We start from the raw sequence: 23,998 nt of genomic DNA, 5'->3' as shown, positions 1-23,998 counted from the left end.
AAACTAAAGAGCACCCCCCGGCGAGTCAAGGAAGGACGCACCGGAGGGCAGCCGGGCGGGCGGCCCGGCTCAGGTGTACCACCAGGCCCAGAGGATCAGGACCGCCTGCAGGGGCAGCCGCAGCCAGAGCAGGGCCGGGGGGATTTTCCGGAACCGCTCCGGGTGCTGCACCATGTAGAGGTTGGCCGGAAAGACGGCGATGAACAGGGCGACGAGGCCCCAGGCGGCCAGCCGGCTCGTCTGGGGGATGACTAGGCCCACGCCCAGCAGCACCTCCGCCACGCCGCTCCAGAACACCAGCGGCCCGTGGAACGGCAGGTACGGGGGCATGATGCGCTGGTACATGCGCGGGTTGCGGAAGTGGTTCAGCCCCGCGCCCACCATCAGTAGGGCGAGCACGTACTGAAGGACGAGCTTCACGCCGCTCAAGTGGACGCGAACGCCTCGCTGACGATGGCGCGCGCCTCTTGGAGGATGGCTTGGAGGTGGGCTTCGTCGCGGAAGCTCTCCGCGTAGATTTTGTAGACGTCCTCGGTGCCGGAGGGACGCGCGGCGAACCAGCCGTTCTCCGCCACCACCTTGAGCCCGCCGATGTCCGCGTTGTTTCCGGGCGCGCGGGTGAGGCGCTGGAGGATGGGCTCACCGGCCAGCGTGGTGGCCTTCACCGCCTCCGGGGACAGCTTCTTCAGCGCGGCCTTCTGCGCGGCGGTGGCTGGCTGGTCGATGCGCGTGTAGAGCGGCGCGCCGAACTTCGCCGCCAGGGCCTGGTAGTGCTCGCCGGGGTCCTTCCCGGTGCGCGCGAGGATCTCCACCGACAGCAGGTCCAGGATGATGCCGTCCTTGTCCGTGGTCCACACGGTGCCGTCCTTGCGGAGGAAGGACGCGCCGGCGCTCTCCTCGCCGCCGAAGCCCAGCGAGCCATCCAGCAGCCCATCCACGAACCACTTGAAGCCCACCGGCACCTCGACGACGCGGCGGCCCAAATCCTTCGCCACGCGGTCGATGAGGCTGCTGCTCACCAGCGTCTTGCCCACCGCGGTGCCAGGCTTCCAGCCGGGCCGGTTGCGATAGAGGTAGTCGATGGCGACCGCCAGGTAGTGGTTCGGGTTCATCAGCCCCATGCTGCGGGTGACGATGCCGTGCCGGTCCGAATCCGCGTCGTTGCCGAACGCGATGTCATACGCGTCCTTCAGGCGCACCAGGTTCGCCATGGCATGCGGGGACGAGCAGTCCATGCGAATCTTCCCGTCGTGGTCCAGCGGCATGAACCGGAACGTCGGGTCCACCGTGGGGTTCACCACGTGCATGTTCAGCCCGTAGCGAGTGGCGATGGGCTCCCAGTACGCGACGTTGGAGCCGCCGAGTGGGTCCGCGCCGATGCGCAGCTTCGCTCCGCGCAGGGCCTCCATGTCGATGACGGTGCCCAGGTCCTCCACGTACGGAGTGATGAAGTCGTACGGCTTCACCGTGGGCGCGGTGCGCGCGCGCTCGTGGGGGATGCGCTGCACGCCCGCGTTGCCTGTGCCCAGCAGCGCGTTGGCGCGCTTCTCGATGACGGAGGTGACGTTCGTGTCCGCGGGGCCGCCGTTGGGCGGGTTGTACTTGATGCCACCATCTTCCGGCGGGTTGTGGGACGGGGTGATGACGATGCCGTCCGCGAGCCCCGCCGTGCGGCCGCGGTTGTACGTGAGGATGGCGTGGGAGATGACGGGCGTGGGCGTGGCGCCATCCGTGAAGCGCACCTGCACGCTGTTCGCCGCCAGCACCTCCAGCGCCGTCTGCTGCGCGGGGGCGGAGAGGGCGTGGGTGTCCATGCCCAGGAAGAGCGGCCCGTCGATGCCCTGCTGCTGGCGGTACTCGCAGATGGCCTGCGTCACCGCGAGGATGTGGCCTTCGTTGAAGCTGTTGCGCGCGGAGGATCCGCGGTGCCCGGACGTACCGAAGGCGACGCGCTGCTCCGGCACGCCCACGTCGGGCCGGCCGGAGAAGTATGCGGCGCGCAGCTTCTCGGGGTCGATGAGGAAGTCTTCCGGTGGGGGCTTGCCAGCGAGCGGGTGTGCCATGGCCGCGGAACATAGCCATGCCACGCGGAGGAAGGCTCAACGATTCTGGCGAGCGTGCACCGCGTTACATCCTCCTGGGATGCGCCATCCCTGGGCCGAGGCCCGCGCCAGCCGCCACGGCATGCGCGAGTGACGCGGCGCCTGTCGCTCAGGGCGTGAGGTTCACCGTGTAGACGTCCGAGCTGATGTTCACGGGACGCATCCCCAAGTAGCGGTCGCCAATTCTCTGGTTCCACAAGCAGGAATTGAAAGCCGTCTGTGGCGCGTAGATGGCGTGGGTGCTTCCCGCCCAGAACGCGCCGTTGGAGGCCTCCGCGTAGTAGTAGGCTTGTCGGTGCGTCGTGTTGAGAACGTATGCCGACTGCCCGTGGTCGATGGTCCACCACCCCCGCGTTTCCCACTGGCCCAGGGCGCCGCAGTTGACCGGGTCGTAGAACGAAATGCAGACCCAGATTCGAAGGCCGTAGGAGTTCCGGAAGTGCAGCTGGAAGGAACTCTGGAGGCTGGGTTCCAGCTCGGACGGCTCGTTGTCGTAGGGCGTCCGGACGAGGCCGGGGGAGGCGTTGACGACCGGGCGTTCGGAGAGCACATCCCATGGTCGGGAGCTCAGGACGACTTCACGGGAGGGGGCATCGCCCCATGCACCGAATGGATGGGGCTCCAAAAGGTCGCCATACGGCGCCGCACCAGGCCCGGAGGCTCGCGCGGTGGCGAGGGTGCCAGCACCCAGGCCCATCAGTGTGCCTGCTCGAAGCAGCCAACGCCTGTTCATCAGGATGTGTTCGGATGGTTTCACACCAGTCCTCCCTTGGGATGACAGCGATTGGCATCCTATGACTGCGTATCCCTTGGGAGAGGGTACGTGGCGCCAGTCTGTGAACTAGTGCACAGGGCGGACTGCTCTGGGTGTGTCTGTTTTTGTCTGGCGTTGGCGTGGGGGCTGCGCGTCATTGCCGCCACTCAGGCGGTGGACACACTTGGTGAGGCTGGGGCGGTTTCCGGAGGCTCGTTGGACGGAGCGGCCGCGTCCTCCGGGAGGAACGCGAGCAGCACCAGCGCGGGCACGGCGAGCAGCACGGTTCCGGCGAAGAAGGTGGGCCAGCCCAGCCACTCGGCCATGTAGCCGGAGGAGGCGGAGATGAGACGGTTGGCCACCGTGCCCAGCGCGGACAGGAGCGCGTACTGCGTGGCGCTGAAGCTCTTGTGGCACAGCGACATCAGGTAGGCGGCGAAGGCCGTCACCGCCAGACCGCCGCAGAGGTTGTCCACGGTGATGGTGGCCGCCAGCATCAGGTCGTTCTTTCCCACCAGCGCCAGCCCCATGAACATCAGGTTGGTGAGGGCCTGCGCTGCGCCGAAGACGAAGAGGCTGCGCCGCGTGCCCAGCTTCACCATCAGCACGCCAGCCAGCAGGCCACCCGCGATGGTGGACACCATGCCCAGGCCCTTGCTGAGCGCGCCAATCTCCGTGTTGGAGAAGCCCAGCTCTTTGTAGAAGGGCGTCACCATTCCGGCGGCGATGGCGTCTCCCAGCTTGTAGAGCACCAGGAAGAGGATGACGGCGACGGCGCCCTTGCGCGTGAAGTACTCCACGAAGGGCTTCACCACCGCGTCCGTCAGGTTGCGCGGCGGCTTCGAGCCCTGGGGCTCCGGGGCCAGGAGCGTGGCCACCACACCCACGGCCATCAGCAGGCCCATGATGAAGTACGTCTGGGACCAGCCGGCGATGTCCGACAGCGTCAGGGCCAGGGCGCCCGCGGTGAGCATACCCAGGCGGTAGCCGGTGATGTACGTGGAGTTGCCGAGCCCGCGCTCCTCCACGGTGAGGATGTCCGTGCGCCACGCGTCCGCGACGATGTCCTGACTGGCGGACAGGAACGTCACCAGCACCGCCATGGCGGCCATGGTCACCGGCGCGTCCTTGGGATTCACCAGGCCCATGGCGGCAATGGCCCCCATGAGCAGCACCTGCGTCACCAGCATCCACCCGCGCCGCCGGCCCAGGAAGGGCAGGGTGTAGCGGTCCATCAACGGCGCCCAGAGCACCTTGAAGGTGTACGGCATGCTCACGAGGCCGAAGACGCCAATCGTCTTCAAGTTGACGCCTTCGTCCTTCATCCACGCCGACAGCGTGACGCCCGTCAGCCACAGGGGCAGGCCCGAGGCGAAACCAACGGCCACGAGCAGCCAGATGCGCGGGCTCTTGAGAACTTCGAGGATGGAGGGCTTGGACATGGAGGGCGCGGGAGAACAGCGGCCAGCATAGAGAATCCACCCCGCGCGTCACCATTCATGCACGGGAATGTACGCTCGGCTGCCTTCCTAGCCGTCCAGCGAGGAGAAGTCCGGGCAGGTGGCGCGCTCACCCTCCGTGGGATTGAAGAAGTCCCAGCTCCGCGCCGTGAAGGTGACGCGGCCCCGGACGTCCCAGCACTCGGTGTACTTCGCGCCCCGGATGTCGCCGCTCAGCACGTCCAGCACCGCCATGCCCCGGCCGTCCGGGGACCAGCGCGTCGTCAGGCTCAGGTCCTCCAGCAACCCGCCCGGCACCAGGTCCTGCCCCGGCATGAGGAACTGCATCTCGCCCAGGCTGCCCTGGGCCTCTCGGTAGGTGTATCGCGCCACGGGGAAGGCGCCGTTCTTGGGCGTGAAGGTCAACTCCACTCGCGTGGGCAGCGCCTTCGTCTGGTAGTGGATGTCCAGCCGCCGCAGCGCCGTCACATCGGTGGCGGGAAGGCCCTCCTGCTCCGCCCGCTCCACGTCCAGATGGAGGCCGCCCACGCCCTTGCGGATGCCCGCGTCCGACTCGAAGGTGCCACGCAGGAAGGCCCACCACCCGGCCTCGCCCGTGCCCGTCTTCCGGTACTCGAGCTGGTAGTCGAAGCTCAGCGCCTCGCGCGTCATCACGAAGCGGACGTCGTAGCCCGCGTGGTTCTGGTCCCGGTAGGGCCCCCACACCCGCCGGTCCGGCTCGCGCGTCGTCGGGGGCAGGCTCCGGATGTCCTCCAACCGTGAGAGGAGGGCGTCCACGCTCGCGTTGAAGGCGCGCCCTGTCTCCTCCGTGTCGCCCATCAACTTGGAGGGCTCGCCCAGGCGTACCACCAGCGCGGAGGAGCGCGTCGCCAGCCCACCGGCCGAGCGCCCCGAGTTCTTCGCGGGCAGCTTCGCGGCCAGGTCCTCGCGCCGCGGCAGCGCGTTGAGGAACTCCAGGTCGTCGTTGGAGAAGTCGCCGCCGCACGCGGCCAGCGCCAGGCACAGACAGGCCACCGGGAGGTGTCGCATCGCGTGCTCCTTCATGGCTGGTACGTCACCAGCGCGCCCAGCTCCCAGAAGCCCAGCGAGCGTTGCGCATCGACGTTGTAGAGCAGGTAGTGGGTCCGGGCCCGCGCCGTGAGGTGCAGCCGGGACAGGGGATTCCAGCGGATGCCCGCCACCAGGCCGGGAGAGAACATGGCGAACTTCTGGTCCGGGAGGGCTTCGTCCGCGAAGTCGCGGCGCATGATGAGCCACGCCATCCGCGCGCCCAGGAAGGGCGCCACGGGGCCCATGGGCCACTCGGACGTCAGGGACGTGCCCACGCTCGTCATCGAGTAGCGGTACCCCGGGCCCGTCAGCGTCGGGAGCATCAGCACCGCCCGCCGGCTGCCCAGGGCCACGTCCAGCCCCCAGACCCAGTCGCGGCGGAAGTAGTCGTGGAGTTGGGCCTCCGCGCCCACCATCCCCACCGACAGGAACAGTGAGTCGCGCGTGGGTGCATCGAAGTAGGACTGCACGCCGCCCGCCAGCCCCAGCGTCCACTAGGCGCCATCCGCGCGCAGGCCGCCCTTCACCGGGTCATCGGAGAAGGGGGCGTCCTGGAGCCGCGCTTCGTGCAGCACCGCCTGATGGCCTCGCCGCACCTCCACCTCGCCGATGCGCAGTCGGTCCGCAAGCCGTCGTTTCACGCGGTAGGTGCCCGGTGCCAGCGCCACGCGCCGCTCCACGTCCGCCGCCTTGTCCAGCTCCGCCACGACGAGGCCACCCGGGTCCACGAAGTAGTAGGTGCCCACCGGCGCCGCGCCCGGGACGATGAGCCCTCCGCCGCTGGCGCGCAGGTCCGTGAGGACCAGGTCGCCGTTGCCCGCCAGGTCGTAGCTGAACGTCGGATGTTGCGGCCCCGCGCTGCTGGCTGCCGTGTCCGCCACCGTGCGGGCATACGCGTGGGAGTACGCCTCGAAGAGCGTCACCCGGCCGTCGCCGCTGCGGTCCGCGTCCCCCAGCAGCCCGCTGGCCAGGTGGTGTGAGAAGTAGCTGCCCGCCAGCGCGTCCGACTCCTGGGAGTCCTCGTCCGCCGCGCTGTAACCGTCCGGCCAGTGATGTGGCGCGAGAGGTTGCAGGCGGACGAGGAGCGTGTTCGGCGGGCGCCGCGACGAGCGAGCTGTTCAGATGCAGAGCTGGAGAGGTGAGTTGGGCGGGTCGGCGATACGCCGTCGCTTCCACTCGTGGGGCAGCAGTTCGTCGATGCGGGAGTTGGGGTGCGTCTGAACGCGCAGCAGGACGTCCGCGAGGTATGCCTCGGGATTGACTTGGTTGGCCTCACAGGTGGCCACCAGCGCGTAGAGACCGGCCAGGTTCTCCCCCGCGGCCTCGTGGCCGACGAAGAGAAAATTCTTCCTCCCCAGGGCGGCCTTTCTCAGCGCCGCCTCCGCGCGGTTGTTGTCCAGGGGTAGGCGCTCATTCTCGACGAAGCGCGTGAGGGCCGCCCACTGCTTGAGGGCGTAGGAAATGGCCTGGCCCAGCGGACTCTTGGGTGGGGGCCGCGGCGTCTGTTCTTCAAGCCAGACGTGCAGTCGCGCGAGGACGGGGGCGCTGTGCAATTGGCGCAGAGCGCGGTGGGCGGCGGTGCGCACCACGTCCGCGCCTCTCGCCTGGGCCTCCACTCGGTAGAGTTCGAGGATGAGGTCCATGGCATGGCGCGCTTCGGGCGCGGTGGCCAGCGCGTCGAAGAATCGGCGGCGGCAATGCGCCCAGCAGCCGACGCGCACCCGGCCCTGGGGCAGCGTCACCGCGTTGTAGCCGGTGTATGCGTCCACCACGAGCGCACCCGAGGTACCTCCCAGGACTTCCTTGGGCGTCCTGCTCGCCCGGCCCATGCTGAAGCGGTAACCAATGAGCCACTCACCGGCTTCGTTCTGGGTGAGGAAAGTCCAGAGGTAACCCAGCCGCGTCTTCTTCACGTCCAGCACGCGCAGAGGCGTCTCGTCCGCCCACACCACGTCCGCGGCTGCAATGCATTGCAGCAGGTGCTGCGACAGCGGCAGCAGCACCGAGGCGGCTTGGTGGAAGAGGTCCGTCAGCGTGCTGCGACTCATGGGGACGCCACTGCGCTCAACACGTTGGGCCAGCCGGTGCAGCGGCATGGCGTCGGCACACTTCGACGTCACCACATGCGCGATGAAGCCCGGGCCGTACTCGCCCCTGTCCACTACTCTGGCCGGAGGCGGGGCGGTGACGACGCCCCGGCCGCACGCGCACGCCAGCACTTCCTGCACGTGCACTTGCTTCTCGAAGCGCGCCGGCACGTACTCGTACAGCACCGAAGCGCGGCCCTTGCCCAGTGGCTTCATGTCCTCGCCGCCACACGCAGGGCAGTGGCGCGCCTCGGTTGGCACCGCGTGGCGAATCTCCCGTGCGGGTGCCTCCTCCGCCTTCCGGGAGGCTCTCTCCCGGCGCTTCTGCTTCGCGGCCTCGGCCCGGGCCGCCGTCGAGTCCGCGTCCCCTCGCAGCTCGGCAGCCACTGTCGGCAACTTCTCCGCCCTGCGGCCGAAGACGTGACGCTGCAGGGCCGCCAACTGCCCCTTGAGTGCGTCCACCTCCCCGCCGATACGGCTCACCTCGGCCTTGAGTTCCTCCGCCTCCTCGCGCCAGGGGCAGAAGTGGTCTTGAGGGAGCTCTCGAGGCACCCAGCTTCAACATGCCTCCGCCACGCTGCGTCCCGGGCCCGGCGCGTCAGGTGCCCGTGCGCCCGGGAGGCGTCCAGGCAGGCTGGCGCCTCACCTGCGCCACGTCAATGCCGTCCAGCAGCATCGCCAACTGCGTGGCGTCCAGGTGCACCACCTGCGCGCCCGCGTCCACCGGTGGTAGGCGGAAGCGGCCCGTCTCCAGCCGCTTGTACAGCAGCACGAAGCCGCCTCGACTCCACGTCAGCACCTTGACTCTGTCGCCCATGCGCGAGACGAAGGCGAAGAGGTGCCCCGAGTAGACGTCCTCGCCCCATGCGCTGCGCACCAGTGCCATCAGGCCGTCAATCGACTTACGCATGTCCACCGGCTCTGTCGCCAGCACCACGCGCACCGAGGCTGGAAGGGCAAACACTGCCTCACCGCCCCAGCGCGGCGACGAGCCGGGCCACGTAGTCGACGTCGGTGCCCTCCTCGAAGCGCACCCGCGCTCCGCTCGCCGTTACCACCTCCAGCATCGACTCCGTCGCCGTGGGCCTCGTCGCGACCTCCACCGGCAGCAGGCGCACTACCTCTGCCTGACTGCCGTGCTGGCGTCGGCGCCGGTACACCCACGACTGCAACGTGCTGAGCCGCACGCCTCGCTGCGAGGAGAACGCTTTTTGCGTCAGTCCGCTCGCCTCGAAGGCTTCGGCGACCCGGAACCACTCCTGCTTCTCCACCGGCTTTGACATTCCCACCAGGGTCCTCGGCGCCGACTCCTCACTCAACGCCTCTCAGCACGTCCTTGGCCGGACGGATACGCCGCGCTGGAGGTGAGGATGACCAGCCCGCGCGCGTCGCGGCTCGCTCCCGACTCGATGTCGAACGCCGGGGCACGTCGCGCGCCCTTGGTGCGTGTCATCGCGCCGGAGCGGCATGAATCCAGGATGGCGATGCGGATGTCCGAGGAGGCTTCCGCGAGCCGGCGCTTGAGGTCGTCGAACCCCAGCCGCGTGTCGCCCAGCCGCAGCGCGCCGTCCTTGGCGTGGCCGGAGTAGTAGACGAACAGCGCGGTGCGCTCGCCTCGCGCCCGGGCCGCGCGGGCGCGCTGCTCCAGCTCAGCGAGGGCGGCCAGGAAGTCCCGCGCGTCTTCGTTCAGCAGCAGCTTCGCGTCCACGGGCGACACGCCGCCCAGGCGGAGCAGGAGCGCATGCATCTTCCGGGCGTCGTCCCGGGCGAAGCGCAGCGGGCGCGTGTCGGCGCCGCCCTGGTCGTTGCCGGCCACCAGCGCGAAGCGGCGCAGCGTGTCCGCGTCCGCGGCGGACGCCGCCAGGGCGAGCACCAGCGCCAGGGCGCGCGTGGGGCAGGGCAGACGGCTCATGGCTTCTGCAGCACCCAGTGCGTCTGCGCTCCGGGGACTTCCAGGTCGGCCATCCGGCCGACGTCGCCATCCGCCTGGACAAAGGCGCGCCGGGCGGCTTCCACCAGCGTCTCCTGGGGCAGGGGCTCGTCACTCAGCACCACGATGACGCGCTCATCTCCAGAGCCGGTGAACTCCCAGCCTCCGGGCAGCCAGTGCTGTCCGCTGCCGGGTGCCACGGAGGCGCTGGCTCCCGCCTCTGGATACAGCGGCGTCACCTCGCCAATGGCGTCCACCGACAGCGCCGCCACGTAGCGGTGCGTCCCCGCATTGTAACCCACCATCACCCGCTCACCCGGGTCGAGCGCCTCGGGCCTGCCCGGAATGGCCTCCCGCTGCGGCCCCAGCCCCCCTCCGATGCGCAGCTCCGCCGTCGCGCCGCCCTTGAGGCGGTTGAGTCCCACGATGGCGCCGGACTCCGCGCTGGAGCCCAGCAGCGGGCGCACCAGCACCACCACGAGCAGAGACGCGGCGATGGCCACCGTCGTCGCCACCCAGCGGCGCGGCGGCGGCCGGGCGGAGTCCTGCTGCCGCCGCAGGGCCTGCTCCACGCCGGCCTCGAAGCGCTCGAAGGGGACTTCCGCTTCGAACCGTGTCTGGGCTTCCTGGATGCCGCGCAGGGCCTGGGCGCAGGCCTCGCACGAGGCCGCATGGGCCTGGACGCGGGCGGCCTCGGTGGTGGCCAGCTCCCCGGCGCTCAGGCGGCGCAGTGTCCATTCCGATTCGTGCGCGCTCATGGGACCTTCAGCTCCTCTCCGCCCAGCGCCGCGAAGTGCTCCAGCCGCTTGCGGATGGTGGGCACCGAGCGGCCCAGCAGCGCGGCCACTTCCTCCAGCGTCATTCCATCGACGTGGTAGTGGATGGCGGCCGCCTGTGTCTCCACGTCCACGCGCGCCAGCAACCGGCGCACCAGGTCTCGCGTCTCCATGGCCTCCTGCCCGCCATGGCCTTCAGGACGGGCGGCGGCGTCCCGTTCGAACCACTGACGCCAGCCGGCGCGCTCGCCGCGCAGCTGGTTGAGACAGTGGTGGGTGGCAATCTTCATCAGCCACGTCAGCGGCGAGGACTCCGCGCGGAAGTCGTCGCCGTGCGTGAGGGCGCGGGCGAACACGTCGTGCATCGCATCCTCCGCCTTCGTCGCGTCCTTCAACAGGTAGCGGCAGCGCCCCAACACGCTGCCGCCGTGTTTCGTATACAACTCTCGCAGGAAGGCCCGCCGGTCCTGTCGAGGACCGCCTGGAATCACCTGGAGGAGTGGCCGGCTCGTTCCCGTCACACGGCGCAGACTACCGCGCGCGTCACAGCGTGGAGTAGACGGCGGTGCTGAAGTTTCCGCAGGCGCTCAGCTCGCCATAACCCAGGACCGGATTGACGCTGATGGCGAAGTAGGCGCTCAGGAAGTTGCTGTCCCAGCATTCACTCAGTGTGGCTTCACCGAACAGGTCCCCGCCCGACAGCTTGATGTCCGAGCGGCCAGCGCCCGTCGCCTCCCAGCGGCTCTTGATGGCCAGGTTCTCCAGCGCCGCGCGGCGCGGGTCCGTGTCGATGTCCTTGCGGATGACGAAGTCCAGCTCGCCGCCCGCGCCGACGCCCTGCTTGAAGCGATAGACGGCGTCCACGCGGGAGTCCGGGCGCTCCTCGTCACGCACCTGGTGGAAGTCCGCCTCCACGGAGGACTCCGCCGCTCCTGCGACGCGCGCGTAGCGAATCTCCGCCGTGCCCACGTCGTCGCCCGTGACGCCGGGCAGCGTGTTCGCCTGGTCCCAGTCGATGAGGAACCCGCCGGAGCCGTGGCCCTGGACGCGCTCACCGTCGGCGTTCACCGAGGCGGTGTGCGTGCCGGAGAGGAAGGCCACGAAGGCGCTGTCCGCTTCGTTCTTGCCCTTGCCCTCCAGGACCCAGGTGTAGCTGTGGTCGCCCGTGCGGGTGACGGTCAGCTTCCACGTCACCGCGTCGAGCGCACCGGTGTGCGGACCCCACACGGCCACGTTCCCTTCGATGGAGGTGGGGACGTGCCGGACGATGTCCTCGATGAGGTTGAGCACGCTCACCGTGCCGAAGTTGACGGTGGCCGCCGCCGCCACCGTCGCGCGGTAGTACTCGGCCTGTTGGCCTTCACCGTAGAAGGCCGTCAGCCCCTGCCCGTTGTTCCTGGAGGGCGAGCGCATCTCCACCATCTCCATGGAGGGCAGTCCTTCCCGGAAGGCGTCTTCGTCGCTCGTCGCGTTGTCACAACCTGTCACCAGCAGGGCGGCACACAGCAGGCTCTTGCGCAGCATGGTCCACGTTCCCTTCGAACGGCCCCCGGCGGGCCGTGCAGCAGCGTGTCTGCCTTCATGGACACAGCTCGGCCGGAAAACGGAAAAGGCGCCCGCAGGGTGCGCGAAACGTCCGGAATCACAATACTTGCAGGTTGGCTGCCCGCTCCCCAGGCATCTATTCCGCACCGGCGGACGGCCGAAATTCTCAGTCCTACCTTTCGGCCATGGAAAAGAGACACCCCAACCATCCCGGCGAGATGGGTACGGACGCGCAGCTGGCAGAGCGTGAGCGGGCCCCGGACGAAATCAACGCCCGGGCCAGGGCCGTCGGGTTGCTTATCGACGCCGGGGTGCCCTTCGTCGTGGGCGGTGCCTACGCCTATGCGACGTATACCGGCATCTACCGCGACACGAAGGACCTGGACCTCTTCCCCCGCAAGGCGGACGCGCTCCGGGCGCTGCAAGTCCTGGAGAAGGACGGCTGGCGCACCGAGCGCGCGGACGAGGTCTGGCTCTACAAGGCCTTCAAGGGCGACTACTTCGTCGACTTCATCTTCTCCTCCGGCAACGGCGTGGCGGTGGTGGACGACGAGTGGTTCGAACACGCCCCGCGCGCCACCATCTTCGGGCACGAGTGTCTGGTGGCCCCCGCCGAGGAGATGATCTGGTCCAAGGCGTTCGTGAACGAGCGCGAGCGTTATGACGGCGCGGACGTGAACCACCTGCTGCTGAAAGCGGGCCGGAGCATGGACTGGGAGCGGATGATGCGCCGCTTCGACCGGTACTGGGAGGTCCTGCTCAGCCACCTGATGATGTTCCGCTTCGCCTATCCGTCCGAGCGGGACGCCATTCCCGAATGGGTGATGGCGGAGCTGATGAGCCGCACGCTGCACACCCTGCGCGAGGGGCGCTGGGAAGAGAAGCTGTGCCGCGGCAACCTGATTTCCCGCGTGAACTATCACGTGGACATCCACCACTGGGGCTTCAGTGACGGGAGGTCCTGGGACGAGAACGAACGACAGCGAGGGGATGAGAGTGGCGCGCGATCCGGGCTCGAAAATTCGGTTGGCGGCGGTCGGTGACCTGCACTGCCGGGAGGACCACCACGGTCGCTTCCGGCAACTGGTCAAGCAGGTGAACGCCACGGCGGACCTGCTCGTGTTGTGCGGCGACCTCACCGACCGCGGAATGATTGAAGAGGGCAAGGTGCTGGCGGAGGAGTTGTCCGCGCTCCGCGTTCCCTGCGCCGCGGTGCTCGGCAACCACGACTATGAGCACAACCAGGTGAAGGAGATTTGCGGCGAGCTGGCCAAGGTCGGCGTCCACGTGTTGGACGGGGACCACTTCATCTTCGAGAAGGTGCTGGGCGTGGCGGGAGTGAAGGGCTTTGGCGGCGGCTTCGGCAACGCGACGCTCCAGGCCTTTGGCGAGGGCCAGACGAAGGCCTTCGTGCAGGAGGCCGTCACGGAGTCGCTCAAGCTGGAGGCCGCGCTGAGCCACCTCGACGTGGAGAAGAAGGTGGTCATCATGCACTACGCCCCGGTGCCGGACACGCTGGAGGGGGAGAACATCGAGATTCGCCCCTTCCTGGGCACCAGCCGCCTGTCCATGCCCATTGACCACTACGGCGCGGAGGTGGTGTTCCACGGGCACGCGCACCACGGCGCTCGCAACGGAAAGACGAAGAGCGGCATCCCCGTCTACAACGTGGCCATGCCCCTGTTGGCGAAGCACACCCCGGACCAGCGGTATGTGTTGCTGGAGGTGTAGTCACCCCGCGGGGCAGCACAGTGTCGCGTAGCCGATATCGTGAGACATGTCTGGCGGGTGGGCGCCTGAGGACCCAGCGCGGTCTGTGCATGCTCCAGTTCGAGCACACGCTGACGGAGGGGCAGGGGAGGGGGCTCAGCGCAGCGCCTTCACGCTGACGCTTGGCGCTGCTTGTCGGTGGGGCGGGGAGGGGCGCTCAGGGCGCCTGCTCCGTCTTCGCGGGCGGCTTCGGCGCGTCGGGGACCTTCGCTGCTTCCAGCAAGTCCTCGGGCCTGGTGGGCAACGTGAGGCGTGACTCGGGCACCTTGAGGACATCAGGGCCGGAGCCGCGGGCGTAGAGCGTGCCGGGCTCGTCGGGGACTTCAGTGCCCAGCCAGAGCCGCGCCAGTTCGCGTCCGTCCGCGCCCAGCAGCACGGCGCCGGGGGAGGCCGCCGTCACGCCATACCGGGCCCAATTCCTTGGGTTCGTCTCGCCGTAGCCCGTGGCCTTCAGACCTTCCAGCGCGCGCAGCAGCGAAGCGAGCTTGAAGTGTTGTGCCTTGCCCCGCTGCGGGGACTCCATGTCCCAGTGTCCGGCGCCTTCGTTGGCTTCCGACGTATTCACCACGGTGATGGTGGGCGCGCCACCGCCCGGGTGGAACACGATGCGGCGGACGTCCTGGCGCCGGAACTCCAGCACGCGCCGGTCCTTCAGCTCCCGGACGCTCACGTCCAGCACGCCGAGGGCGTCCTCGGGCACCTCGCCCAGCACGGCTTGCGTCCCCTGCTCGCGCAACGCATAGGCGCGCACGGCGCCGTCTTCCGTCACGCGGGACATCCGCACCCGAACCGGTTCGCCCGGGCCGCCGGTGAAGCGGGCGTCCACCACCGGGGCCTCCAGGCCCAACCGCTTCCGGGACTCCGGCGTGTCTTCGGGGAAGGACAGTGCCCGCTGGTCCACCAGGACCTTCAGCAGGTCCGCGACACGCGTCGCGTTCGCGTTGGCGGCCACCGGCGCGACCAGCCGCCAGCCCGTGCCGTCCGCGTCTCGCGTCAGTTGATACGCACCCTGCGGCGCCTTGACCTCGATGCCCTTCAGCGCACGCTCATCCAGGGGCGCCAGGAGGTCCTTGGCGCGCAGGGCGAAGGTGTCCCGGTCCAGGGCCCAGCGCACCGTCCCCGCGGCGGCGTGGACCGCCGGCTCCGCGTCTCGGCGTACGTAGACGGAGCCGTCGTAGGTGTTCTCCTTGCCACAGTGCAGTGTCACCGTGCGCTGGCGGGCGGGGTCCTGCGCCCCCTGGCCTTGAGCATCTGGCAGGTAGGCCCGGGCCGTGACGGTGAAGAGGGGCGGCTTCAGGCCGTACGCGTCCAGGTCGGCGTCGGTGGGCGCCTCCTTCACGGTGGCGCTGAAGCTCGAAGACGCCAGCGTGCCGAGGATGGTCTCCACCACGGCTGCCTCCGCGCGAGCGGACACGGGCGCCGTCAGCTTCCACGTACCGTCCTGCTCGCGAACCAGCTCCGTGGTGGCGCCCCGGGCCCGCACCGTCAGGTGTGTGAAGACGGGCTTCGCGGGTGCCCCGTCGTCCTGTCCGCGCGTCTCCTCCGTCCCCGTGACGAAGAGGCGCTGCTGGGTGTCGGCTTTCCGCCGGGCCTCGCTCGCCTCGGACGCCTTCTCACCGGTGCATGCGGTGAGCCCCAGGCCCGCCGTGACGACGGTGAGGATGCTCCACCGCCACCTTCCGCGGGCCGGCGTCACTTGTTGCGCCTCGACAGCCAGATGGCCAGGCCCACGCCCAGCAGCGTCAGCGGCATGAGGTCCGTGGCGAAGAAGCGGATGCGGCTGAGCGTCGCCGCGTCCAGCTCCAGCGTGGACACCTCGCGGTCCGGCGGGCGGATGGTGATTTTCGTGAGCTGCGTGGACGCCCAGCCCAGCGCATTCATCACCAGGTTGCGGTTGGGCTCATGGCCCCAGTTCGGGTCCAGGAGAAGCTCCGAGTCCCCCATCACCACCAGGCGCGCCTCGTCGAAGCGCTTGCCCTGCGCGGCCTGGGTATCACGCGTCACGGCGGCCACCAGCACCAGTTGGCCCGTCTTCTCGCCATCCGAAGGCACCGCGTTCTCTTCTGGCGTGCTCTCCACCCATCCGTACTGGGACGTGAGGACCACCGGCTCCACCTGGACGCCCGGCGCCATGCCCATGCGCAGCAGGGTCAGGCTGCGCGGGGTGGGGAACTCCACGTTGAGCCCCCGCTGGTGCAGCGGCTTGCCAATCTCGTGGTCGCTGTAGAAGAGCGACAGCACCACGAAGGGGTTGCCGCTGTTGTATTGCGCGTCCGCGACGATGCCCTCGTCCACCTGCACGCCGTGCTCGGCCAGCAGTCCGTCCAGGCCGTCACGGAGATTGGCGTCGGCGAAGTAGAGCATGCGTCCACCGGAGGCGAGGTAGCGCTGGAGCACCTCCTTCTCCGGCGCGGTGTAGGACACCCGGGCCCCCGCGATGATGACCAGCGCGGCGTCCGGTGGCACATCTTGGACACCCGCGAGGTTCAGCGGTTCCGCGGTGTAGCCCTCCTGGAGCAACTGCCTCCGGAATTCGGAAAGGCTGGCGCCCGGGTCATTGGGCGGGGCCTGCTCCTTGTCCAGTGGCCACTCCCCATGGCCGGTGACGAAATAGACCTTCTGGCTGCCCACCGAGTTCAGCTTGAGGACCGCGTGCGTCAGCTCCTGCTCGGACACGGTGGCGAGCAGCGTGTGCGTGGCGTGCTCGCCCTCGCCGCGTACCAGCACCACCGCCGTCTGGCCCTCACGCACCTGGTACTTCGCGGCCAGGTCCGGGCTGCGGCGCGGGTCCTTGAAGGTGTACTCGAACTTCCCCGGCGCTTCCGCATGGTAGAGCGCGAGGAGCGCTTCCAACTGGCCGTACTGGGCATGCGCCGGGGTGATGAACGCGATGGCGCGCACCTGGTCCGGAATCGCGGCCAGCGAGGACACCGTCTGTGGCGCCAGCGTGTGGATGCGCGCCTGCGTCAAGTCCCAGCGCCGGTTCTGCTTGAAGGCCAGGTAGTTCACCGCCACCAGCCCGGCGAACACGCCCAGCGTGGTGAGCACCGTGGTGGCGAAGAAGCTGCTGGAGCGGCGGGTGGCGAACTGGCCGAACTGCCGGTAGTTCGTCGCGCCGTAGATGCCCACCAGCACCAGTCCCGCGCCCGCCTTCACGGCGGCGGTGACGGCGCTGTCCGAGGTGACGAACAGGGTGAACGGACTCGACAGCAGCAGCAGCAGTCCGAACGCGCCCAGGACCTTGCCGACGTTGGCCGCCTGCATGTCAGGCCCACCGCTGGGCATCCACCGTGCGGTGGGTGAGGAAGAGGGAGAAGCCGATGACGGAGGCGAAGAACACCAGCGACTGCGCGTCCAGCACGCCTTTGATCATCCCCTGCAACTGGAGGTCGCAGGCGACGTAGGACAGCGCGGAGCGCAGCGGCTCCTCCGCGCGGCGGGCCACCTGGCCCAGCAGCATCCACGCCAGCAGGACACAGAAGGTGAGGAAGGCCGCCAGCATCTGGCTCTCCGTCAGCGCGGAGATGAACAGTCCCACGGCCATGCAGGTGGCGCCCCACAGCAGCAACGCGCCGTAGCCCAGCAGGACGGTGGACCACTCCAGCGCCAGCCCGGACTCGCTGCTGCCCAGTGCGGACAGCAGCAGCGGGAAGACGAGCGTGAGCGCCAGCGTGGCGGAGATGACGCCCAGGCCGCCCAGGTACTTGCCCAGCACGATTTCAATGGGCCGCACCGGCGCCGTCATCAGCAGCTCGAAGGTGCGGTTGCGCTTCTCCTCCGCGAACAGCCGCATGGACAGGAACGGCGTGACGACCAGGGTGATGACCAGGACGCTGCCCCACAGCTCCACCACCACCCCGTCCGTGAGGTTGCGGTACATGTTGAAGTCCGGGGACATCTGCGCCCAGCCCACCCGGCGCGCCACGCCCTGGACGTCGTTGAACGCCTGAAGCAGGTCCGTGAAGTAGAAGGCCGTCAGCGCCGCCATCGCCGTGAAGACGGCGTAGGCCCACGGCGTGGTGAAGTAGATGGACAGTTCCTTGCGGGCAATCGCCAGGGCGGTGCGCATGGAGGCAGGGTCCTCGAAAAGGGGGCCGCGCTCAGGCGGCGGTCAGCTTGATGAAGACTTCTTCCAGCGACGCGTTCTCCGCCTGGCCGTGGATGCGGGCCAGCTGGGAGATGTCGTCGTACGCGGCCATCTTCCCCTGGTGGATGATGAGCACCTTCTGGCACGTCATCGTGACCTCCGGGAGGATGTGCGTGGAGAGGATGACGGTGTGCTTGCCGGCCAGGCCCTTGATGAGGGCGCGCAGCTCGGCGCGCTGTGCGGGGTCCAGGCCTTCGGTGGGTTCGTCCAGGATGAGCACCGGCGGGGAGCCGAGCAGCGCCTGGGCGATTCCCACACGCTGCTTGTAGCCCTTGGACAGGTTCTGGATGACGCGGTCCATGACGTGCGTCACACCCATGAGGGCGGCCACCCGCTCCAGCTCGGCCTTGAGGGCGCTCCCCGACAGTCCCTTCAGTGAGGCGACGAAGCGCAGGTAGCCTCGCACCGTCATCTCCACGTAGAGCGGCGGCATCTCCGGCAGGTAGCCGATGCGGCGCTTCACCTCGAGCGGCTGCGCTTCGACGTCATAGCCCCCGACGCGGACCACCCCCTCCGACGGCGGGAGGAAGCCGGTGAGGATTTTCATGGTGGTGGACTTGCCCGCCCCGTTGGGGCCCAGGAACCCGAGAATCTCACCGGCCTCGACCTGGAAGGTGAGGTCGTCCACGGCCACCCGGTCGCGGTATCGCTTGGTGAGGTGCTGGACCTCGATCATCGGCATGGGCGGGTATTAAACCCGACATTGGCGTGTCAAGGCGACACCGACTCCGGGTGTGGGCGTCGTTCAGCGGCTGGCCAGACTTCTGCAGGGAGGCCTACCAGTGTGGTTTTCCGGACACGCCGAACAGGGGTAGTGAGTCGAATCATGCCAATCGTGGTCCAGAAGTACGGCGGCTCGTCGGTCGCCGGCGTGGAGAAGCTCCGCAAGGTCGCCCAGCGGGTGAAGGACAAGCGCGAGGCGGGCTATCAGGTGGTGGTGGTGGTGAGCGCCATGGGCGACACCACGGATGAGCTGCTGGCGCTGGCCAAGGGCGTTTCGGCGGACCCGCCGCGCCGCGAGCTGGACATGCTGCTCACGTGTGGCGAGCGCATCTCCATGGCGCTGCTCTCCATGGCGCTCCAGGAGATGGACGTGCCGGCCATCAGCTTCACCGGCAGCCAGAGCGGCATCATCACCACGGACGCGCACGCGCAGGCCCGCATCGTGGAGGTGCGTCCGTACCGCATCCACGACGAGCTGGCGCGCGGCAAGGTCGTCATCGTCGCGGGCTACCAGGGCGTCTCCTTCAAGAAGGAAGTGACGACGCTGGGGCGCGGCGGCTCGGACACGACGGCGGTGGCGTTGGCGGCGGCGCTGGACGCGGAGGCGTGTGAAATCTACTCGGACGTGGACGGCGTGTTCAGCGCGGACCCCCGGGTGGTGCCGGATGCGCGCAAGCTGGAGTCGCTGAGCTACGACGAGATGCAGGAGCTGGCGAGCGCGGGCGCCAAGGTGCTCAACGCGCAGGCGGTGGAGTGGGCCAAGGCGCGGGGCATCACCATCCTCGCGCGCACCGCGCACGGCCAGGGAACGGGGACGGCGGTCCAGGAGCTGGCTGTCCCCACGGACCACCGGCTCAAGGGCGTCACCGCCGACGCGGAGATGGCCGTGCTGTCCGCCGCGGAGCCCATCCGCCTGGCGGAGCTGCTGGAGTTCCTGGACGCGCGCGCCGTGCGAGGGCGGACGCTGGACTTCGAGGGCTCGGTGGGCGGGGCGCGCAGGACGGTCATCACCGTGCCTCTGGCGGACATCCATGGCGCGGACGCGCTGCGCCGGGAGCTGGCCACGCGCTTCGGTGACGCCGTGTCCTGGCGCGAGGACCTGGGCACCGTCACCTGTGTGGGCGTGGGGTTGAACGCGGACTGGGCGCCGCTGCGCCGCGCGCTGGCCGCCGCCGAGGAGCTGGGGGCTCACGTTCACGCGGCCCATACGTCGCCTTTGCAACTGACGCTGCTGGTGGACAAAGCACACCTGAAGGCGCTGACGGCCCGGCTGCACCGAGAGCTCCTGGGCGGGTAGGCCTTTTCCCACCCTGAGCTTTTGTCCGGGTGATCCATCCCAATGATTGCTCCAGGAGGGCACCCGCTTCCCTCCTGGGGGTTCGTGCCTACCCTCCGCTCCAATAGCCGTGGCTTGGAGGATCGGAATGGCTCAGGCAGGCCGTTGGGCGGGCTGGGTGTGCGGGCTTGCGCTCGTGTTCGGTGGCATTGGCTGTGAGGAGGCGGCCGTGCGCCCGGTGCTACCGGGTGACAAACACGACACGCCTCCCCTGAACGACGGCTATGACGGCGGCGACGGTGAGCCGCATCCGGGACTCATTGACGCGGGTGTGCCGGACGCCGGCACCGGACAGCCCGCGCCTCCCGACGCGGGCCCGGTGGAGCTGCCCGCGCGAGACGCGGACGCCGTGCGCGAGGAGAACCGCCGCCCGGGGACCACGGCGTGGCGCATCACCCGCAACGCCCACGGCCGCGAAATCGAAGGCTACGCGCTGAAGGCCACGCTGACGCAGGGCGAGACGCTGCGAGTCGCCGTGTCGGTGTCCGAGGCCCGGACGTTCCGCTGGTACGTGTACCGGATGGGGCACTACGGCGGCACGGGCGCCCGCGAGGTGGCACGCGGAGGCCCGGTGCCCGGCGTGCGCCAGGGTGACTGTCCCGCGGACCGCGCCACGGGCGTCGTCGCCTGTCGCTGGGCGCCCACGCTGGAGATTTCCGTCGGTGAAGACTGGGTGCGCGGCGTGTACGTGGTGAAGCTGGTGCGTGAGGACAACCACCAGCGCTACGTGCCCTTCTTCGTGCGCGACGCGAATCCGCGCGCCGAGGTGGCCGTCCTCATCCCCACCGCCACCTGGGCCGCCTACAACACCTGGGGGGGCACCAGCCTCTATGACGACCGCGACCGGGTGATGCGCGAGCACGGCGTCAGCCGCGCCTTCCAGGTGTCCTATGACCGGCCCAACTACCGGGGCCATGGCAGCGGCCACCTGCTGACGGACGACCTGAGCCTGGTTCAGTGGCTGGAGTCGCAGGACCTGGACGTGGGCTACTTCACCGACGAGGACCTGGACGCCAGCTACGACTTCCTGGCCGGCGCCAAGGCCTTCTTCATGTCGGGCCACGACGAGTACTGGAGCCCGCGCATCCGCGAGCACGCGGACCGGGCGGTGGCGGAAGGCCGGTCGCTGCTCAACCTGGGCGCGAACAATGCGTACTGGCAGGTGCAGATGGAGCCGTCCAAGGACGGCCGGCCGCGGCGCATCATCGCCTGCTACAAGGGCCACGCGAGTGAGCCGTACTCGGGCGCCCAGCGCACGGTGAAGTTCCGCGAGCGCGTCGTGGGCCGTCCGGAGAACGCGCTCCTGGGCGTGCAGTTCTCCGCCCGCTGGCACCAGTTCGGCTTCCCCGCCGTCATCACCAACCCGGGACACTGGGCACTGGCGGGCTCGGGGCTGAAGGCCGGTGACACGCTGTGGATGGCCAACGGCTACGAAGTGGACCAGTTGGTGAGCAACGGCAGCTCGCCGGAGGGCCTGGAGGTGCTGGCCGAGTCCCCGCTGCTGTCGCTCCAGGGCGCCTTCGGCTTCGGCCACATGGTGCTGCGCAAGCAGGGCAGCGCCTACATCTTCTCCTCGGGCGGCATCGACTTCGTGCGCACGCTGGCCTCCGAGGACATGGCGGACCCGCGCGCGGCCCGCATCGTCGCGAACGTGCTCTACAAGGCGCTGGGCCGGCCGGTACCCGACACGCTGGTGCGCTTCGAGCGGCAGAACGTGTCGAGCGCCCAGGGGCCCTCCTCGGCCGAGGTGCGCACGGTGGCGGGCGTGCCCGGAAAGCGCGTCCGCGCCGGTGTCCCCGTGGCGGGCAACTCGCTGGGGGCGCCCACCGCGGTGGCCCTGCTGCCGGATGGGGGCATCGTGGTGGCGGACGGCCTGGGCAACGCGGTGAAGCGCGTGACGCCGGGGGGCGAGGTGAAGACGGTGGCCTCCGGCCTCAATGGCCCCATGGGCATCGCCGCGGACGCAGCGGGCAACGTGTACGTGGCCGACACGGACCACTACGTCATCCGCCGCATCGACCCGGAAGGGAAGGTGGAGGTGTTCGCGGGCGGGACGCCGGGCCTGATGGACGGCCCCGCGAAGCAGGCGGCCTTCAACCAGCCCACGGGCCTGGCGGTGACGCCGGATGGCACCGCGCTGCTGGTGGCGGACATGAACAACGGCGTGATTCGCCGCATCGACCTGGTGGCGGAGGGCCACCCGGTGACGACGCTGCAGGGTGACTGGCTCTACCGGCCCTCGGGCGTGGCGGTGAGCGCGGATGGGAACACGCTGTTCGTCGTCGAGTCCGGCATGTCCCGGGTGGTGCGCATTCGCGACGGCCTCACGTCGGTGGTGGCGGGCACGACGCCGGGCTTCCGTGACGGCGCGCCGGAGTCGTCCCAGTTCCTGCCGTACCTGGGCATCGCGGTGCTGAAGGATGGCTCGCTCGCGGTGTCGGACCCGGGCAACTACCGCGTGCGCCGCGTCGTCCTGAACGCGGACGGCAGCGCGCGCAAGGTGACGACGCTGGCCGGCAGCGGGCGTTACGGCCACTCGGACGGGTCGGGAGACAAGGCGGACCTCGTCCTCCCGGCCGGCCTGACGGTGGGGCCGGATGGTCGCCTCTACGTGGCGGACGCCGGCAATTCGCTGGTGCGCGCGATTACTCCATGAGCGCGGCGGTGGTGGCCTCGGGGCAGTCCGACTCCACCGCGCCGATGTCCGGCGCGGCGCCGCAGTAGGGCAGCCCCAGGTCCATGCCCCGGTCCACCGCGCGCTCGCCGGGCATCAGCGTGTCCAGGTCCACCAGCGGCTCGCCGCCCTCATCCGAGTCCTGCTCCACGCCGTTCGACAGCCAGTGGGCGAGCGTGCTGCCCACCCACCCGCTTTGCGGGGCGACGAAGATGCCCGTGTTGAACGCGGCGTCGGCCAGGTAGAGGTTGGACGTCATGCTGAGGCCGGGGGCGGACAGGCCCATGCTGACGGCATTGCGCGTGGCGAACAGGTTGTTGCGCACCGCGATGTTGGTGGACGGCCCACCGGTGCCGTGGCCCACCACGAAGGCGAAGCCGTCCGTCCCCACCACCGTGTTGTGCAGCACGCGCACGTCGCTGCCATTCTCGATGCGGATGCCGGAGCCCTCGGGCGTCTTCAAGTCGTGGATGCGGTTGCGGCGGATGGAGATGTTGGTGGGCGGCGCGCCCACGCGGGTGCCCCCCACGGCGATGCCCAGCGACGAATCCGAGATGTCGTTGTCCTCGATGACGACGTTGCGCGCGGAGTAGTGCACCACCACGGCCTCGCCACGGGACGAGGTGGACTTCTCGAAGCCGTACATGCGGTTGCCGCGCACGACGACGTCGTGGCACGTCTTGAGGTCCACCGCGTTCTCCCGGTTGTCGTACATGTCGTTGTCCTCGATGAGGACGCCGCGCGCCGGGGTGTTGTTGCTGAAGCCCTCGGGGCCCAGGCACTGCACCGAGTCACCCGAGTTGTCGTGGATGTCGTTGCCCCGCACGGTGATGTCCACCGACGTGGGCGCGATGACGACGCCGTGCGAGTCGTCGTTGCCTCGAGCGAAGTGGTGGATGTGGTTGTTCTCGATGGTGATGCCGTTGGCGCCCGCGTCGGTGCTGATGCCGCTGCCGAACGCGCCGTGGTGCAGCTCGTTGCCCGCGAGCACGGTGCCGGTGGTGTTTCCAGAGAACGTCACGGCGACCTGGCGCTGACCCCGGACGTCGAACTCGAAGCCCTCGATGCGCCAGTGGGGGCGCTGTACGTGGGCCATGAACCAGCCGCTGTTGGTGGGAACGACCTTGGGCAGGTCCTCGCCACGCAGGGTGATGGGGGCATCCGCGGTGCCGGCCTTGGCGCTGGCGTCGATGATGAGCTTCTCTGTGTAGGTGCCCTTCTGGACGCGGATGATTTCCCCCGGGCCCACCCGCGTCAGGGCCTTGGAGATGGTGCGCAGCGGCTTTGCACGCGAGCCATTCGCCGAGTCATTGCCGGACGGGCTGACGTACCACTCCTTCGCGTAGACGGGCGGCTCCGGTGCCTGCGGCTCGGGGACGGGAGGCGGCTGCTCCACCACGGGCATGTCGTCTTCGTCATCGCCGTCGTGGCCAGAAACGTCGTCGTTGTCGTTCTGTGGCGCGGGCGGAGGCACGTTGGGGGCCGAGGGCTGCCGCGAGCCAGGATAGCTGGGAAGGCGGTCCGAATCGGACGCTGGAGCAGGCGCCTGCGCGCCGTTGGAGCAGGCGACGCCACCCACGGACACGAGTCCGAGGAGGCACAAGCTGCGCAGTCGGGACATGGGGGTCGGCTCCTGGGGGGGAA

20 protein-coding genes and 2 pseudogenes are annotated in these 23,998 nt (G+C 69.3%); 4 read left to right on the top strand and 18 right to left on the bottom strand.

What is annotated here, in order from left to right; translation table 11 throughout:
* Positions 1–69 precede the first annotated feature (69 nt).
* From BHS09_RS25100 to BHS09_RS25040, 13 genes and pseudogenes are all read right to left on the bottom strand, one after another.
* Entirely contained in the window at positions 70–420 is a 351-nt protein-coding gene (locus tag BHS09_RS25100; protein ID WP_328285463.1) for a DoxX family protein, read from the bottom strand.
* A gap of 5 nt (positions 421–425) precedes the next feature.
* Entirely contained in the window at positions 426–2,063 is a 1,638-nt protein-coding gene (gene pgm / locus BHS09_RS25095) for a phosphoglucomutase (alpha-D-glucose-1,6-bisphosphate-dependent) (RefSeq protein ID WP_140799345.1), read from the bottom strand.
* Between the two features lie 148 nt (positions 2,064–2,211).
* Positions 2,212–2,652 carry a DUF1036 domain-containing protein gene (locus tag BHS09_RS25090; protein WP_237079810.1) on the bottom strand — a complete coding sequence of 147 codons (441 nt, stop codon included), beginning with the start codon at positions 2,650–2,652 and terminating at the stop codon, positions 2,212–2,214.
* A gap of 371 nt (positions 2,653–3,023) precedes the next feature.
* Positions 3,024–4,298 (bottom strand): AmpG family muropeptide MFS transporter, encoded by a 1,275-nt coding sequence (locus BHS09_RS25085; RefSeq protein ID WP_140793916.1) that lies wholly within the window; start codon positions 4,296–4,298, stop codon positions 3,024–3,026.
* Between the two features lie 87 nt (positions 4,299–4,385).
* Positions 4,386–5,345: a hypothetical protein gene (locus tag BHS09_RS25080; RefSeq protein ID WP_237079809.1), complete on the bottom strand. Its 960-nt coding sequence runs from the start codon at positions 5,343–5,345 to the stop codon at positions 4,386–4,388.
* A gap of 11 nt (positions 5,346–5,356) precedes the next feature.
* Positions 5,357–6,400, bottom strand: a pseudogene (locus BHS09_RS25075) (caspase family protein); the annotation flags it as partial.
* An 84-nt stretch (positions 6,401–6,484) separates the two neighbouring features.
* On the bottom strand, positions 6,485–8,005 hold the full coding sequence (tnpC, locus tag BHS09_RS25070) for an IS66 family transposase (protein WP_140798131.1): 1,521 nt from the start codon (positions 8,003–8,005) through the stop codon (positions 6,485–6,487).
* 46 nt (positions 8,006–8,051) lie between these two features.
* Complete coding sequence (gene tnpB / locus BHS09_RS25065) at positions 8,052–8,417, bottom strand: IS66 family insertion sequence element accessory protein TnpB (protein WP_140797277.1); 366 nt, start codon at positions 8,415–8,417, stop codon at positions 8,052–8,054.
* A 4-nt stretch (positions 8,418–8,421) separates the two neighbouring features.
* Positions 8,422–8,736: an IS66 family insertion sequence element accessory protein TnpA gene (gene tnpA / locus BHS09_RS25060; protein WP_140787622.1), complete on the bottom strand. Its 315-nt coding sequence runs from the start codon at positions 8,734–8,736 to the stop codon at positions 8,422–8,424.
* 53 nt (positions 8,737–8,789) lie between these two features.
* Positions 8,790–9,365: pseudogene (locus BHS09_RS25055) on the bottom strand (caspase family protein); the annotation flags it as partial.
* On the bottom strand, positions 9,362–10,141 hold the full coding sequence (locus BHS09_RS25050) for a DUF4384 domain-containing protein (protein WP_140799343.1): 780 nt from the start codon (positions 10,139–10,141) through the stop codon (positions 9,362–9,364). The gene BHS09_RS25050 and the pseudogene BHS09_RS25055, both read right to left, overlap by 4 nt.
* The gene (locus BHS09_RS25045) at positions 10,138–10,680 is read right to left on the bottom strand and encodes an RNA polymerase sigma factor (RefSeq protein WP_174258888.1); all 543 of its coding nucleotides are present in this window, start codon (positions 10,678–10,680) and stop codon (positions 10,138–10,140) included. The genes BHS09_RS25050 and BHS09_RS25045 overlap by 4 nt, the downstream gene beginning before the upstream one ends.
* Positions 10,681–10,702: 22 nt before the next feature.
* Entirely contained in the window at positions 10,703–11,683 is a 981-nt protein-coding gene (locus BHS09_RS25040) for a hypothetical protein (RefSeq protein ID WP_140799342.1), read from the bottom strand.
* Between the two features lie 206 nt (positions 11,684–11,889).
* Between BHS09_RS25040 and BHS09_RS25035 the strand changes: the two genes are divergently transcribed.
* Positions 11,890–12,747, top strand: a complete 858-nt coding sequence (locus BHS09_RS25035; RefSeq protein ID WP_418763962.1) for a nucleotidyltransferase — start codon at positions 11,890–11,892, stop codon at positions 12,745–12,747.
* Positions 12,731–13,435, top strand: a complete 705-nt coding sequence (locus tag BHS09_RS25030) for a metallophosphoesterase family protein (RefSeq protein ID WP_140799341.1) — start codon at positions 12,731–12,733, stop codon at positions 13,433–13,435. Before BHS09_RS25035 ends, BHS09_RS25030 begins: the two co-directional genes overlap by 17 nt.
* 196 nt (positions 13,436–13,631) lie before the next feature.
* Here BHS09_RS25030 and BHS09_RS25025 read toward each other — a convergent pair whose 3' ends face one another.
* The 4 genes from BHS09_RS25025 to BHS09_RS25010 are packed head-to-tail and all read right to left on the bottom strand — an operon-like array spanning position 13,632 to position 18,297.
* Positions 13,632–15,170, bottom strand: a complete 1,539-nt coding sequence (locus tag BHS09_RS25025; protein WP_140799340.1) for a DUF4340 domain-containing protein — start codon at positions 15,168–15,170, stop codon at positions 13,632–13,634.
* Complete coding sequence (locus BHS09_RS25020; protein ID WP_140799339.1) at positions 15,167–16,738, bottom strand: GldG family protein; 1,572 nt, start codon at positions 16,736–16,738, stop codon at positions 15,167–15,169. The genes BHS09_RS25025 and BHS09_RS25020 overlap by 4 nt, the downstream gene beginning before the upstream one ends.
* 1 nt (position 16,739) lies before the next feature.
* The gene (locus BHS09_RS25015) at positions 16,740–17,543 is read right to left on the bottom strand and encodes an ABC transporter permease (protein WP_140799338.1); all 804 of its coding nucleotides are present in this window, start codon (positions 17,541–17,543) and stop codon (positions 16,740–16,742) included.
* 31 nt (positions 17,544–17,574) lie between these two features.
* Positions 17,575–18,297 (bottom strand): ABC transporter ATP-binding protein, encoded by a 723-nt coding sequence (locus BHS09_RS25010; protein WP_011554860.1) that lies wholly within the window; start codon positions 18,295–18,297, stop codon positions 17,575–17,577.
* A 150-nt stretch (positions 18,298–18,447) separates the two neighbouring features.
* On the opposite strand from BHS09_RS25010, the gene BHS09_RS25005 reads away from it, so the two are divergent.
* Entirely contained in the window at positions 18,448–19,641 is a 1,194-nt protein-coding gene (locus tag BHS09_RS25005; protein WP_140793899.1) for an aspartate kinase, read from the top strand.
* A gap of 127 nt (positions 19,642–19,768) precedes the next feature.
* Complete coding sequence (locus tag BHS09_RS25000; RefSeq protein ID WP_140799337.1) at positions 19,769–22,336, top strand: N,N-dimethylformamidase beta subunit family domain-containing protein; 2,568 nt, start codon at positions 19,769–19,771, stop codon at positions 22,334–22,336.
* Here BHS09_RS25000 and BHS09_RS24995 read toward each other — a convergent pair.
* Positions 22,326–23,975: a right-handed parallel beta-helix repeat-containing protein gene (locus tag BHS09_RS24995; protein ID WP_140799336.1), complete on the bottom strand. Its 1,650-nt coding sequence runs from the start codon at positions 23,973–23,975 to the stop codon at positions 22,326–22,328. The genes BHS09_RS25000 and BHS09_RS24995 overlap by 11 nt on opposite strands.
* Positions 23,976–23,998: the final 23 nt, after the last annotated feature.

The sequence above is a fragment of the Myxococcus xanthus genome (genome assembly GCF_006402735.1).
Lineage (GTDB): Bacteria > Myxococcota > Myxococcia > Myxococcales > Myxococcaceae > Myxococcus > Myxococcus xanthus_A.
This window is presented reverse-complemented; position numbering and strand designations above follow the sequence as displayed.

Coding starts and splice junctions, on each gene's coding strand:
- pgm (WP_140799345.1), bottom strand. CDS start 2,063: ATGGCACACCCGCTCGCTGGCAAGCCCCCACCGGAAGACTTCCTCATC.
- BHS09_RS25085 (WP_140793916.1), bottom strand. CDS start 4,298: ATGTCCAAGCCCTCCATCCTCGAAGTTCTCAAGAGCCCGCGCATCTGG.
- BHS09_RS25080 (WP_237079809.1), bottom strand. CDS start 5,345: ATGCGACACCTCCCGGTGGCCTGTCTGTGCCTGGCGCTGGCCGCGTGC.
- tnpA (WP_140787622.1), bottom strand. CDS start 8,736: ATGTCAAAGCCGGTGGAGAAGCAGGAGTGGTTCCGGGTCGCCGAAGCC.
- BHS09_RS25050 (WP_140799343.1), bottom strand. CDS start 10,141: ATGAGCGCGCACGAATCGGAATGGACACTGCGCCGCCTGAGCGCCGGG.
- BHS09_RS25040 (WP_140799342.1), bottom strand. CDS start 11,683: ATGCTGCGCAAGAGCCTGCTGTGTGCCGCCCTGCTGGTGACAGGTTGT.
- BHS09_RS25035 (WP_418763962.1), top strand. CDS start 11,890: ATGGAAAAGAGACACCCCAACCATCCCGGCGAGATGGGTACGGACGCG.
- BHS09_RS25020 (WP_140799339.1), bottom strand. CDS start 16,738: ATGCAGGCGGCCAACGTCGGCAAGGTCCTGGGCGCGTTCGGACTGCTG.
- BHS09_RS25015 (WP_140799338.1), bottom strand. CDS start 17,543: ATGCGCACCGCCCTGGCGATTGCCCGCAAGGAACTGTCCATCTACTTC.
- BHS09_RS25010 (WP_011554860.1), bottom strand. CDS start 18,297: ATGATCGAGGTCCAGCACCTCACCAAGCGATACCGCGACCGGGTGGCC.
- BHS09_RS25005 (WP_140793899.1), top strand. CDS start 18,448: ATGCCAATCGTGGTCCAGAAGTACGGCGGCTCGTCGGTCGCCGGCGTG.
- BHS09_RS25000 (WP_140799337.1), top strand. CDS start 19,769: ATGGCTCAGGCAGGCCGTTGGGCGGGCTGGGTGTGCGGGCTTGCGCTC.
- BHS09_RS24995 (WP_140799336.1), bottom strand. CDS start 23,975: ATGTCCCGACTGCGCAGCTTGTGCCTCCTCGGACTCGTGTCCGTGGGT.